12 protein-coding genes are annotated in these 12,088 nt (G+C 56.6%); 7 read left to right on the forward strand and 5 right to left on the reverse strand.

All coding sequences use genetic code 11. The annotated features are described in order from the left end of the window. Window positions 1-72: 72 nt before the first annotated feature. The 3 genes from pheT (at window position 73) to AC2FIZ_RS07955 (ending at window position 4,205) form a co-directional block, all read left to right on the forward strand. Window positions 73-2,469: a phenylalanine--tRNA ligase subunit beta gene (pheT, locus tag AC2FIZ_RS07945; RefSeq protein WP_281995265.1), complete on the forward strand. Its 2,397-nt coding sequence runs from the start codon at window positions 73-75 to the stop codon at window positions 2,467-2,469. Between the two features lie 263 nt (window positions 2,470-2,732). Further along, window positions 2,733-3,692: a hypothetical protein gene (locus tag AC2FIZ_RS07950; RefSeq protein ID WP_496790864.1), complete on the forward strand. Its 960-nt coding sequence runs from the start codon at window positions 2,733-2,735 to the stop codon at window positions 3,690-3,692. A gap of 63 nt (window positions 3,693-3,755) precedes the next feature. Further along, window positions 3,756-4,205 carry a YtoQ family protein gene (locus AC2FIZ_RS07955; RefSeq protein WP_271948554.1) on the forward strand — a complete coding sequence of 150 codons (450 nt, stop codon included), beginning with the start codon at window positions 3,756-3,758 and terminating at the stop codon, window positions 4,203-4,205. 36 nt (window positions 4,206-4,241) lie between these two features. Here the strand turns inward: AC2FIZ_RS07955 and AC2FIZ_RS07960 are convergent, their stop codons facing one another. Continuing rightward, entirely contained in the window at window positions 4,242-4,940 is a 699-nt protein-coding gene (locus tag AC2FIZ_RS07960) for a glutathione S-transferase family protein (protein WP_281972595.1), read from the reverse strand. 134 nt (window positions 4,941-5,074) lie between these two features. Here AC2FIZ_RS07960 and mscL point away from each other — a divergent pair, with 134 nt between their 5' ends. Further along, on the forward strand, window positions 5,075-5,503 hold the full coding sequence (gene mscL / locus AC2FIZ_RS07965) for a large conductance mechanosensitive channel protein MscL (RefSeq protein ID WP_142635318.1): 429 nt from the start codon (window positions 5,075-5,077) through the stop codon (window positions 5,501-5,503). Window positions 5,504-5,601: 98 nt separating this feature from the next. Beyond that, window positions 5,602-6,411 carry a mechanosensitive ion channel family protein gene (locus AC2FIZ_RS07970; RefSeq protein WP_281995264.1) on the forward strand — a complete coding sequence of 270 codons (810 nt, stop codon included), beginning with the start codon at window positions 5,602-5,604 and terminating at the stop codon, window positions 6,409-6,411. Between the two features lie 194 nt (window positions 6,412-6,605). Here the strand turns inward: AC2FIZ_RS07970 and ald are convergent, their stop codons facing one another. After that, window positions 6,606-7,724 carry an alanine dehydrogenase gene (gene ald, locus AC2FIZ_RS07975; protein ID WP_271948547.1) on the reverse strand — a complete coding sequence of 373 codons (1,119 nt, stop codon included), beginning with the start codon at window positions 7,722-7,724 and terminating at the stop codon, window positions 6,606-6,608. Window positions 7,725-7,860: 136 nt separating this feature from the next. Here ald and AC2FIZ_RS07980 point away from each other — a divergent pair, with 136 nt between their 5' ends. Further along, window positions 7,861-8,319, forward strand: coding sequence for an Lrp/AsnC family transcriptional regulator (locus AC2FIZ_RS07980; protein WP_142635322.1), 459 nt, complete (start codon window positions 7,861-7,863; stop codon window positions 8,317-8,319). Window position 8,320: 1 nt separating this feature from the next. Here the strand turns inward: AC2FIZ_RS07980 and AC2FIZ_RS07985 are convergent, their stop codons facing one another. Next, on the reverse strand, window positions 8,321-9,160 hold the full coding sequence (locus AC2FIZ_RS07985) for a CPBP family intramembrane glutamic endopeptidase (protein WP_496693538.1): 840 nt from the start codon (window positions 9,158-9,160) through the stop codon (window positions 8,321-8,323). A gap of 276 nt (window positions 9,161-9,436) precedes the next feature. Here AC2FIZ_RS07985 and ppk2 point away from each other — a divergent pair, with 276 nt between their 5' ends. Continuing rightward, window positions 9,437-10,354, forward strand: coding sequence for a polyphosphate kinase 2 (gene ppk2, locus AC2FIZ_RS07990; protein ID WP_496689073.1), 918 nt, complete (start codon window positions 9,437-9,439; stop codon window positions 10,352-10,354). Window positions 10,355-10,412: 58 nt separating this feature from the next. On the opposite strand, the gene AC2FIZ_RS07995 is transcribed toward ppk2, so the two are convergent. Both AC2FIZ_RS07995 and rpsU read right to left on the reverse strand, forming a co-directional pair. Continuing rightward, complete coding sequence (locus AC2FIZ_RS07995; RefSeq protein ID WP_496790865.1) at window positions 10,413-11,540, reverse strand: CAP domain-containing protein; 1,128 nt, start codon at window positions 11,538-11,540, stop codon at window positions 10,413-10,415. A 267-nt stretch (window positions 11,541-11,807) separates the two neighbouring features. Then, on the reverse strand, window positions 11,808-12,014 hold the full coding sequence (gene rpsU / locus AC2FIZ_RS08000) for a 30S ribosomal protein S21 (RefSeq protein ID WP_005614280.1): 207 nt from the start codon (window positions 12,012-12,014) through the stop codon (window positions 11,808-11,810). Window positions 12,015-12,088: the final 74 nt, after the last annotated feature.

Here is a 12,088-nt window from a genome sequence, read left to right on the forward strand (position 1 = left end):
ACACGGCCTCTTTCCCCTTGTCTGAATATCCGTTACACGCGGGCTGACCCAAGATTATGCGGAATACGACCGATGAAATTCACCCTTTCCTGGCTCAAGGATCACCTGGACACTGACGCGTCGGTCGATGAGATCGCCGAAACGCTGACCGATCTGGGGCTCGAAGTCGAAGAGATCGTCAATCCGGCGGACCGATTGGCGGGCTTTACGCTGGGAAAAGTGACCCATGCCGAACAGCACCCTGATGCCGACAAGCTGCGGGTCTGTACGGTTGCGACGGATGAGGGAGATCTGCAGATCATCTGCGGCGCGCCCAATGCGCGCGAAGGTATCACTGTCGTGGTATGCAAACCGGGCATGTATATTCCGGGCCTGGACATCACCATCAGCGTCGGCAAGATCCGCGGTGTCGAGAGCTTTGGCATGATGGCCTCGGAGCGCGAGCTGGAGCTGTCGGAAGAGCATGACGGCATCATCGAGCTGCCCTCGGGTGAGGTCGGCGATCAGTTCGTTGACTGGCTGGCCGAGAATGATCCCGCAAAGGTCGATCCGATGATCGAGATTGCGATCACCCCGAACCGCCCCGATGCGTTGGGCGTCGCCGGGATCGCGCGCGATCTGGCGGCACGCGGGGTCGGCACGCTGAAAGAGCGCGACTATGTGCCGGTGCCGGGCGATTTCGTCAGCCCGATCAAGGTGACGATTGATGATGACACGCTGGACGGAGCACCGCATTTCACCGGACGTCTGATCAAAGATGTCAAGAACGGCCCCAGCCCGCAGTGGCTGCAGGATCAGTTGAAGGCGATCGGCCTGCGTCCGATCTCGGCCTTGGTGGATATCACCAACTATATGACCTTCGACCAAAACCGTCCGCTGCATGTCTTTGATGCGGACAAGGTTCAGGGCAACCTGCGCGTACATAGGGCCAAGGGCGGCGAAAAGCTGGTGGCGTTGGACGAAAAGGAATACACGCTGCAACCGGGCATGATGGTGATTTCGGACGACAACGGCCCGGAATCCATTGCAGGGATCATGGGCGGCGAAGAAACCGGCTGTACCGAGGATACCGTGAACGTCTTCCTCGAAAGCGCGTTCTGGGATCATGTGCAAATTGCACTGACAGGCCGGGCGTTGAAAATCAACTCGGATGCGCGGTACCGATTCGAGCGCGGCGTCGACCCGGAATACACGCTGGAAGGATTGGAACATGCAACGCAGATGATCCTGGATATCTGCGGTGGCGAGGTCTCTAAAGTAGTTGAGGCAGGCAAAGCACCAAACCATGCGCGATCCTACAAGTTGGACTCGGCCCGGGTGCAATCGCTGGTCGGGATGGTCATTCCCGAAAGCGAGCAGCGCCAGACCCTGACCCGTCTGGGTTTCCGCCTTGAAGGCGAGATGGCCCATGTCCCCAGCTGGCGCCCCGATGTCATGGGCGAGGCTGATCTGGTGGAAGAGGTCGCACGAATTGCCTCCCTGACCAAGCTTCAGGGCAAGCCGCTGCCGAGGGTCACTGATGGCATTCCGAAACCGGTTATGACTCCCACTCAGCGCCGCCAGTCGATGGCGCGCCGCACCTGTGCCGCATTGGGTTATAACGAATGCGTCAGCTATACATTCATTGATCAGACTTCCGCGGCGCTGTTTGGCGGTGGCGATGAAGCGACGCAACTGGAAAACCCGATTTCGTCCGAGATGAGCCATATGCGCCCCGATCTGCTGCCGGGGCTGTTGCAAGCGGCGGCCCGCAATCAGGCGCGCGGCTATACGGATGTGGCGCTGTTTGAAGTTGGCCCAGTTTTTCACGACGGCGAGCCAGGCGATCAGAAAATCCAGATTACCGGCCTGCTAGTCGGTCGCGACGGCCCCAAGGATGTGCATAGCGCCACACGCCCGGCGGATGTGTTCGACGCCAAGGCAGATGCCGAGGCCGTTTTGGCCGCCATCGGCGCACCCGCCAAGGTTCAGATCCTACGCGAGGGCGATGCCTGGTGGCATCCGGGCCGGCACGGCAAAATTTGTCTGGGTCCGAAAAAGGTACTGGGCGTTTTCGGCGAGTTGCATCCGCGTGTGTTGCAGGCGATGGACATCAAGGGCCCGGCGGTGGCTTTCACTATCTGGCCGGATGAGGTGCCTCTTCCGCGTAAATCCGGGGCGACCCGCGCGGCGCTGGAGCTGCGCGATCTGCAGGCGGTCGAGCGTGACTTTGCTTTTGTCGTCGATGAAGGCGTCGAGGCACTGACGCTGGTGAATGCCGCTGCCGGGGCCGACAAGGCGCTGATCGAGGATGTGCGCGTCTTTGATGAATTCATTGGCGGCAGCCTGGGTGAGGGCAAGAAATCTCTGGCCATCACTGTTCGGCTGCAGCCAACAGATGTGACCCTGAAAGAAAAAGACATCGAAGCGGTGGCCGAGAAGATCATCGCCAAGGTTTCCAAGGCAACAGGCGGCGTTCTGCGCGGCTAACGCGACCGTAATCCAAATGCAAAGCGCGCCAATTGGCGCGCTTTTCTCGTTTCTCAGACGCCAGTGTTGCCGTGCTGCAACGTCCCTGCGTCCTGAAAATCCAGGGGTTGAGTGGAATCACCCCCTGGCCGTAAGTCCAGCCCCCTGATGCAATCACAATCCGGAGTCGGCCCAATGCCAGATCCCAGCCTCGCAAAAGCAATGCCCAAACCCTGATTGCCCGCCAACTGACCGGCGGGCCTGTTTCCCGTTGGAGAGTTGTCATGAAACGCCAAGACATCTCGATGATCCGGCAGATTCTGCCGGAAGAGATGCCATTCTACTATTATACCGACCGGCAAAGCCCCTGGTTGCTGTGCCAGTCGATGGAGGCCGAAATGTCGGTTTCGGATCTAAAGCAATCGGGGCTGTCCCGTCTGCTGGCGCGTCCTTTGCTGAAACCCATGATCGCGCGGTGCGGCGGGGTTTTGCGGCGGCACGATGTGCTGGCTGTGGCCCATGCGGATCGCGCCGTGCGTCTGAAGGGGCTAAGCCCTGCGGCGTTCCATGGTTTAGAAGCGGTCTATCAGTCCGAATGGCTGGATTTCTGCCTGAGCTTTGAGCGCTGGTCTGATGAACAAACCACGCGCAAAGCGCATAACCTTGTGGTGCAGTTGGGCTTCCCGACCGAGCATGCCGAGCTGTTGTGGAAATTCGAACAGCGCGCGGCGGTGGGTGCGTTCCAAAGCTGTTGGCACCCGGTACGCACGCATGGCCGTCCGACTCTGGCCTGGTGCCGCTTGGATATAGATTTAACAAGTGGCTATTGTCTGATTGAAGAAATTCAGTCCGACTGGTTGCGCTTTGTCGGCCATGCCCGGCGTCGACTGCAATGCCGGGCGCCCCGGTCGCGTGAGTTGCGTTTGACGCGTGAATACGAGCAGGCGCTGCAGCAGAAATACGCGACAATATGGGCCGAGGTCATGATGTTGGCAGTGTTGGTGCTGCTGCGCGACGAATTCGCCATTCGCGAAGTCTGGATGCACCAGCCAGAACCGGGCGCGCAGCTGAAAGGGATCACCTGGGGACGGTTGCCGCCTCGGTCGATCTATACCCGTTTGCCCCGCAGTTTCGGGTTCGAGCCAACATCCGAGATGCCGGGGTTTCTGGGAAGCAAGCAGCGCAGCGCGGCCCGTAAGGCAGTTCCCAACGGGCAGCCGGTGTTTTGGCGGCTGGCTTTCTGAGCCCCCCCTTGGGTCAGGTCCATTTTGTCTTTAGGGTCGCCAATAAAATCAAAGGAGAAATCAATGGGCCTGAACGTCTACCTGTCCGGAGAGATACACACCGACTGGCGCGAGCAGATCATTGACGGGGCGAAAGGGTTGGACATTTCGTTCAACAGCCCTGTCACGGTTCACGAAGCCAGCGACGATTGTGGCGTTGCAATTTTGGGGTCCGAGCCAAACAAGTATTGGCATGACCACAAGGGTGCGATGGTCAATGCGATCCGAACCCGCAAGGGCATTTCAGACGCGGATGTCGTGGTCGTCCGCTTTGGCGATCAATACAAGCAATGGAACGCAGCCTTTGACGCGGGATATGCGGCGGCTTTGGGCAAGTCGATCATCGTAGTTCACGGGCCAGATCATCAGCACGCGTTGAAAGAGGTTGATGCAGCTGCCCTGGCTGTTGCTGAACATCCCTCGCAGGTGGTGGATGTGCTGCGGTATGTTTTGACGGGTAAGCTTCCAAGCTAAATGGATGGGGTGAGGTATTGCCTCACCCCACACGTGTTAACCTGGGGAAGGAATCTGCAGCCCGCGCTGAACGGCGGGACGCGCAAGAAACCGATCAAGATAAGATTGGAGATTTGAGTACTCATCCCAGCCAACAATGTCTCGGGCACCATAAAAATCCAACCCGCGCAGCCAGGGGACGATTGCAATGTCGGCGATCGAGTAATCCCCGGCGATCCATTCCTGGCCATCAAGTTGATTGTTCACGACATTCAACAGCCGCTTTGCCTCGTTGAGATAGCGCTCACGGGGGCGCGGATCTTCGATCTCTTTCCCGGCGAATTTGTGGAAAAAGCCAAGTTGCCCAAGCATGGGACCAATTCCACCCATCTGGAACATGAGCCATTGGGTAATGCGATGTCCGTCGCTTTGTGTCTGGCCCATGAATTTCCCTGACTTCTCGGCCAGGTACAACAGGATCGCACCGCTTTCGAACAGGCCCAGGGGATGTCCATCAGGACCATTCGGGTCAATGATTGCAGGGATTTTGTTGTTGGGGTTCAGCGACAGGAACTCGGAGCTTTTGACATCCGCATCCGCAAGCGTGACCAGATGCGCCTCGTAGGGCAGGCCGGTTTCCTCAAGCATGATCGAGGCTTTGACGCCATTAGGCGTCGGATAAGAATAGAGCTGAATGACCGAAGGGTCTTTGGCAGGCCATTTGTCTGTAATGGAATAAGACGCAAAATGTGTCATGGGGTCTCCTGAATAAGCCGATTGGGGAAAAATAGTCACGATTTCCCATAAAAACATACATTTTATAGTGCAATTAGCGCACAGTTGCCGTGCGTTTAGGCGCATGAAAATGACAACAGGGAAAGAGGGAAGTTATGTTCCAGGAGTTCAAGACATTCATTGCCAAGGGCAATGTCATGGATATGGCGGTGGGTATCATCATTGGAGCCGCATTTACCGCAATTGTTACGTCGCTTGTTGGCGATCTGATCAATCCATTGATTGGCCTGTTTACGGGTGGGGTTGATTTCACCAACAACTACTCCGTTCTGGCCGGTGATGTCGCCGAAGGGGCGAGCCTGGAAGCGGCGCGGGAAACCGGTGCTTCTGTTTTTGCATATGGTGCGTTCATCATGGCGATCATCAACTTTCTGATCATCGCCTGGGTGGTTTTCATGCTGGTCAAAATGGTGAACCGGGTCAAAGAGGCGGCAGAAGAGGAAGCACCGGCGGAAGAAGAAGCGCCAGCCGGACCAAGCGAGCTGGACATCCTGATGGAAATCCGCGACGCACTGAAAAAGTGACTCCTGCAGTTACGGCAGAAGAGGAGCCCACCAGATAGGTGGGATTCAATTAACGATCTGAAAGCAGAAGGAAACCCGAATTGGAGCAGACGATGGAAATGGCAAATCAAGCCATGGATATGGCAAACGGCTATGTGCCAATCTTGATGAGTGCGGGCAAGGCTCTGATTGTTCTGATATTGGGCTGGATTGCGGCAGGTATGATCGCTGGGGTTGTTCGCCGCCGTATCAACAAAACGCCCCATATTGATCCGACGCTGGGCAATTTTGCCGCCAGCATGATCAAATGGGCCATTCTGGCCATGGTAATTGTGGCTGTTCTGGGCATCTTCGGGATCGAAGCAACCAGTATCGTTGCCATTTTGGGCGCTGCTTCGCTGGCCATAGGCCTGGCGCTGCAGGGTACACTTAGTGATCTGGCGGCAGGCGTGATGTTGGTTGTCTTCCGGCCGTATAAGCTTGGCCAATATGTCGACATCGGCGGAACAGCCGGAACTGTCAAAGATCTGAATCTGTTCACGACCGAACTCGTGACCCCCGACAATGTGCAGATCATTGTACCCAATGGCCAGGCTTGGGGGTCAGTTATCACCAACTACTCGGCACACGAGACGCGTCGTGTAGATTTGGTGTTTGGTATCGACTATGGCGATAGCGCGGATGAGGCGATGAAAATCATTCTGGACCTCGCAATGGCTGATGGGCGCATCCACGGCGATCCCGAGCCCTGGGTGCGGGTCACAAATCTGGGGGACAGCTCGGTCGATCTGACGGCGCGCTTGTGGTGTGCCGCTGTCGATTATTGGGATGTCAAATTTGAAATGACCAAAGCAGTCAAAGAAGCGTTTGATGCAAAAGGCGTTTCGATTCCATACCCGCATTCGGTCGAGATCCAGAAACAGGGATGATGCTCCCGCCCGTCGCTCGGGCATTGAAATACCCTCCTCCGGTTGGGCCCGGCGCCGCGCTAATCGCGCGGCGTCGTTGTTTTTGGTGCCCCGTTCAACGCTGTGAACAGGTCACGCCGCTTCGAAAAGGCGGCGCTATGCCCAACGCTGCAAACGCCCTCGGGAGAGGGCGCTTCAGGGGCTGGAGGCTTTCGTCAGGATTTGATGACGACGTTGGGGGATACCACGTCAATCCCAAGCGCTTTGCCAACCGCATAATAGGTGAGTTGGCCGGCGTGAACGTTCAAGCCAGCCAGCAGGTGCGGATCATCCTGACAGGCCTGTTTCCATCCTTTATCCGCCAGCGCCAGCATGAACGGCATTGTGGCGTTGCCCAGTGCTATTGTTGATGTTCTTGCAACCGCTCCGGGCATGTTGGCCACGCAGTAATGCATGACGCCGTCAACTTCATAGATCGGGTCCGCATGGGTTGTGGCCTTTGAGGTTTCAAAACAGCCGCCCTGATCGATGGCAACATCTACCAGAACCGCGCCGGGTTTCATCGTGGACAGCTGCGCGCGCGTCACCAGTTTCGGCGCTGCCGCACCCGGGATCAGCACAGCGCCAATCACCATGTCGGCTGTCTGGATCAGCTCCGCGGTCGCACCTGCAGTTGAATACTGGTTCTTGAACTGACCGCCGAACACGTCGTCCAGATAACGCAGCCGGGGCAGAGACCGGTCCAGTACCGTCACATCCGCGCCCATACCTGCAGCGATCTTGGCGGCATGGGTACCGACGACGCCCCCACCGATAACCACAACTTTTGCTGGACCAACGCCGGGGACGCCACCCATCAGCACTCCGCGGCCGCCATTCGCCTTTTGCAGCGTCCAGGATCCGACCTGTGGTGCCAGACGGCCCGCAACCTCGGACATGGGTGCAAGCAGGGGCAGACCTCCATTTGCATCGGTCACTGTCTCATAGGCGATAGCCGTACAGCCCGATTCCAGCAGGTCATGGGTCTGATCCGGATCCGGGGCCAGATGCAGGTAGGTGAACAAAAGCTGCCCTTCACGCAGCATCTTGCGTTCGCCCGCCTGGGGTTCTTTGACTTTGACAATCATCTCTGCGGTGGCAAAAACTTCTTCTGCACTGTCCACGATGCGGGCACCTGCGGCGACGTAATCATCGTTGTCAAACCCGGCGCCAATGCCAGCTCCGTTTTCGATTATCACGTCATGGCCACGAGACACCGCCTCTTGTGCGGCGTTGGGCGTCATGCCGACACGGAATTCCTGCGGCTTGATTTCTTTGGGGCAACCGATTTTCATTAGGTCTCTCCGTTCCTAAACTGCCTAAATAATGGGCGGTTTCGGGTGCAATTTCTGTGAAACTCTGCCCGCATTCCGGCTTTTCTTCGGGAAAATCTTCGCTACAATGGGTAAAACCCGCAAAGGAATTGCGTGGATGAGCCTTGATACGACAGATAGAAAGATTTTGGCTGCCTTGCAGCGGAATGGTCGTATGTCGAATGCTGAATTGTCCGAGCAGGTGAATTTGTCGCCTTCGGCCTGCCACAGGCGGGTACAGAGGCTTGAGGCCGATGGCTATATCCGCAACTACGTTGCCTTGTTGGACGCGCGCAAGATGAATGTGCCAACAACGGTGTTTGTCGAGATCACCTTGCAGGGCCAGGCCGAGGAAGTACTGGAGGCCTTCGAAAAAGCTGTTGCGCGGATCCCGGATGTTTTGGAATGCCACCTGATGGCAGGAACTGCGGATTACATCCTGAAGGTCGTTGCCGAAAACACCGAGGATTTCGCCCGCATCCATCGCCAATATCTGTCTCGACTTCCAGGCGTGGCGCAGATGCAAAGTTCATTCGCGCTTCGGACTGTGTTCAAGACGACGGCGTTGCCGGTTTAACCTAGGCTGGGCCGGGATAGGTGAAAATCACCAGATGCGCCGCGTTAAAGGCGAAATGCATCAGAACCGGAACCCAAAGCCGTCCTGTCGCGTAATATCCCAGGCCACATGCCGCGCCAAGAAGGGCTGCAAAGACAACCAATGCAGGTCCACCTGCAAAATGTGCAAGCCCGAAAAGCAGGCTGGTCGCAGCAATCCCCGCAGCAGCCCCCAGGCGTTCGGAAAGTGCTGATTGCAGATAGCCACGGAAAAAGGCCTCTTCCGTGAGGCAGGTCAGAAACAGGTTGGAAAGTGCAAAGATCATCCACCAATGGGGAAGGGTGAACTCTGGCCGGATGGCACCAACTGAGAGGCCCAGTAGAAACAGGGCCGGCAATGCGACCAGCCCGACCGCCAGCGGCGATTTGCGTATATACGCTACTCCATCATTCATGCGTGGCCAGGCCAGAAGGACGGCGAACAGGATCAGAGGCTTGTCCAGGTTCAGGTACATCGTGAAATCGGTGCTGCCCGGACCGGCATGAACCCGGTCCAGTACCAGTAGGTTATGAAAGCCCGGAACCAGATGTGCGCCCATGGCCAGGCACCACAGGATCAAGGCGATATGTCCAACAAAGGAAAACGCACCGTTCAAACCGCGTAGCATCAACGCTCCGGTAAGACCTGCTGACGCAATAGCTGCGGCAAAGGGCGTGACCAGACCCAAGGTCAGAGCAATCAGGCCAAAACAGGTCAGCAGAACGAACCCCAAAGACCATTTCCCTGAAACAGCGCATATCTGCGCGGCGATCAGGATAAACCAGGGCCAAACAACCGGCAGAACAGATATGAAATGCGCCACGGCCCCTCTCTGAAATGACCTGTGCTTTGATGCCCTCAGAACACTCGGGCTGGCAAGTCATGTTAACAGGCTTCATACAAGCTGAAGTAGGGGTGGCTCTGGCGATTGAATGATCCAGCCGAGCGGAAATGCCAAGTTTCCGAATTCCTGGGGCAGTGATCTTGCTGACCCCGGCAGATAAGCTTAGAAAAAGGCTTTCATCTACCTCTGTGATGACATCAGGCGGTTACACGCGCCTGATAGGGTCCTGACCCGTTAATTGATAAGGAGCAGACCTTGACCGACGAATTTAACCATGCACCAAAAGACTGGCTCGAAGCCGAGTTGGAAGACGCGCTGGACGAAGATTTTGAGATCGAATTCAGCGAGCCCATGCTGTCGGTGGAAGTGCGGAAGATCTACAAGGATCAGCATCCCGACATGCTGGATCGCAAGGTCTATTTCCGTAACTTGCTGCGACTTCAGGCTGAACTGATCAAGGTGCAGGACTGGGTGCAACATACCGGTGCCAAGGTCTGTATCCTGTTTGAAGGCCGGGACAGTGCTGGCAAGGGTGGGGTGATTAAGCGGATTACGCAGCGCCTGAATCCGCGTGTTGCCCGGGTGGTTGCTCTGCCGGCGCCCAGTCGTCGTGAGCAGAGCCAGTGGTATTTCCAGCGTTACGTCCCGCATCTGCCCGCCGCCGGTGAGATCGTTCTGTTCGATCGGTCCTGGTATAACCGTGCCGGGGTCGAAAGGGTGATGGGGTTTGCCAGCAAAGATCAGGTTGATCAGTTCTTTCAGGACGTTCCCGAATTCGAACGGATGTTGGTTCGATCCGGGATCATCTTGCTGAAATACTGGTTCTCGATCACGGATGAGGAACAGCAGCTGCGATTCCTTATGCGGATTCACGATCCTATGAAACAGTGGAAACTGTCCCCAATGGATCTGGAATCCCGTATCCGCTGGGAGGCCTATACCAAAGCCAAAGAGGACATGCTGTTCCGTACCAACATCCGAGAGGCGCCCTGGTACATCGTCGAAGGCAACGACAAAAAGCGTGAGCGCCTGAACTGTATTGAGCATCTTCTGACCAAGATCCCCTATACGGATGTACCGCAGGAAAAAGTTGATCTCCCGGATCGCAAATATAATCCGGAATACGAACGGCGTGTTTTGCCGGACGAGCTGTACGTGCCCAAGATTTACTGATCACGAAAAACGCCCCCGGATTCCGGGGGCGTGGCTTTAGTTTTCGCTTGTCCGGCCTTCAGAACACAAAGTCGTCTCTGGCCAGGTCCGATAACAAGGTATCTTCTAGTGTCAGGGTGTGGCCGTTACCGGCATCGATGATGACGTCATTTCCGGATTGCGAAATGTGGTTCTTCATCAGATCGTTATACCCAACGATAGACTTGGCCTGCCGGAGGTTGACGATATCCTCGTCGGTGAAATCCGTCACAGTATCCGCGCCCTTGGTGAAGTAGAATTGATCCACTCCGGTGCCACCGGTCATGACATCTGCTCCATTGCCACCAAGCAATTTATCGTTGCCAGCGCCACCGATAAGAATGTCGTTGTCCTGCCCGCCTTTAAGCACATCGTTTCCGGCGCCGCCGTCCAGCTGGTCAATGCCATAGCCGCCTTTCAGAAGGTCTTTGCCATCACCCCCATTCAGGTCGTCATTATCAGCTCCGCCAACCAGAGTGTCATTTCCGCCTTCGCCGTTCAGGGTGTCGTCGCCGGAGCGGCCAAGCAGCTTATCTCGGCCGCCGCCACCAACCAGGATATCATCACCGCCGCGCCCATCCAAAAGGCCAGACTGTCCGGATTTCAAAACGAACCAGTCATCCGCAGCAGTGCCGATCTTGCCAGCCCTGACGTCCAACTGCCCCGAGGGCGGTGGAGGTGTGGAACCACCGGAACCACCCGAACTGCTGGTATCAAGCTGCAAAGGCGCAGAGGTCCGTGCAAAGTTCTGGGTCACCATGATGGCGTTCCAGCCGTCATAGTTTCCGACCTCAATCCCAATTCCGATAACGGTCACGTTGGCGTCCAGAATATTCGCGCGATGGCCGGAACTGTTCATCAGGCTGTTGTGCAGATCCTGAACGTCATCCGACAGCCCCGGCGCACCGCGGACACTCTGCCATGCGATGTTTTCAGTCGCACGCCAGCTTCCGGAGAATTCGAAGCCCGCATCTTCCATTCTGTCCGATGGTCGCGAACCTCCGGCGCCGGTATGGCTGAACTTATCGACGTTCAGCATCCACTCGCTGTGATCTTCCGCCGCTGCGTTCAGCCGAAGCTCAAGCTTGACCGGTTGTAAGCCCGCCTTTGCCCGCTCTGCATTGATCAATGCGAGCATCTGCCGCTCTAGATCGCTGGCCGTTGACATGATTCTGCCTCCAATAGATTGCGTTATTTTGGCGGGACATTAGTGGCGAGAACTTGGCGACGAGAAGACACAATCGTGCCGCTCGGGGTTGGTGGGCAGATCGCCACCGGAAGTTGAATCTGAGTTCGCGATTTATCGCGCATTGACGCGGGGTTGCGTCAGCCAGTCGCGAAAAAGCGCGCAACGTCACCCTGAAAACGACAAACCCCCGGGCGATGCCTCGGGGGTCGTCAAATAGTGTCATCCAAAACTGGACGAGGAAGGTGCTTAGAGCAAACCTTCGCGCTGTGCTTTCTTACGTGCCAGTTTACGGGCACGGCGGATCGCTTCAGCTTTCTCGCGCGCTTTTTTCTCGGACGGTTTCTCGAAATGTTGCTTAAGCTTCATTTCGCGGAACACGCCTTCGCGCTGCAGCTTTTTCTTCAGGGCACGAAGCGCCTGATCGACGTTATTGTCGCGAACACTAACCTGCATGTGGTTGTCACCACCTTTCTAGATAGAGTTGCAAGGAAATTGCAGGAATTGGCCGTATAGCAAAGCACCTCTAT

Source organism: Ruegeria sp. CDSB022 (genome assembly GCF_059611145.1).

What these genes read in the sequence shown, in the direction of transcription:
- pheT (WP_281995265.1), top strand. Translation starts at nt 73, where the DNA reads ATGAAATTCACCCTTTCCTGGCTCAAGGATCACCTGGACACTGACGCG.
- AC2FIZ_RS07950 (WP_496790864.1), top strand. Translation starts at nt 2,733, where the DNA reads ATGAAACGCCAAGACATCTCGATGATCCGGCAGATTCTGCCGGAAGAG.
- AC2FIZ_RS07955 (WP_271948554.1), top strand. Translation starts at nt 3,756, where the DNA reads ATGGGCCTGAACGTCTACCTGTCCGGAGAGATACACACCGACTGGCGC.
- AC2FIZ_RS07960 (WP_281972595.1), bottom strand. Translation starts at nt 4,940, where the DNA reads ATGACACATTTTGCGTCTTATTCCATTACAGACAAATGGCCTGCCAAA.
- mscL (WP_142635318.1), top strand. Translation starts at nt 5,075, where the DNA reads ATGTTCCAGGAGTTCAAGACATTCATTGCCAAGGGCAATGTCATGGAT.
- AC2FIZ_RS07970 (WP_281995264.1), top strand. Translation starts at nt 5,602, where the DNA reads ATGGCAAATCAAGCCATGGATATGGCAAACGGCTATGTGCCAATCTTG.
- ald (WP_271948547.1), bottom strand. Translation starts at nt 7,724, where the DNA reads ATGAAAATCGGTTGCCCCAAAGAAATCAAGCCGCAGGAATTCCGTGTC.
- AC2FIZ_RS07980 (WP_142635322.1), top strand. Translation starts at nt 7,861, where the DNA reads ATGAGCCTTGATACGACAGATAGAAAGATTTTGGCTGCCTTGCAGCGG.
- AC2FIZ_RS07995 (WP_496790865.1), bottom strand. Translation starts at nt 11,540, where the DNA reads ATGTCAACGGCCAGCGATCTAGAGCGGCAGATGCTCGCATTGATCAAT.
- rpsU (WP_005614280.1), bottom strand. Translation starts at nt 12,014, where the DNA reads ATGCAGGTTAGTGTTCGCGACAATAACGTCGATCAGGCGCTTCGTGCC.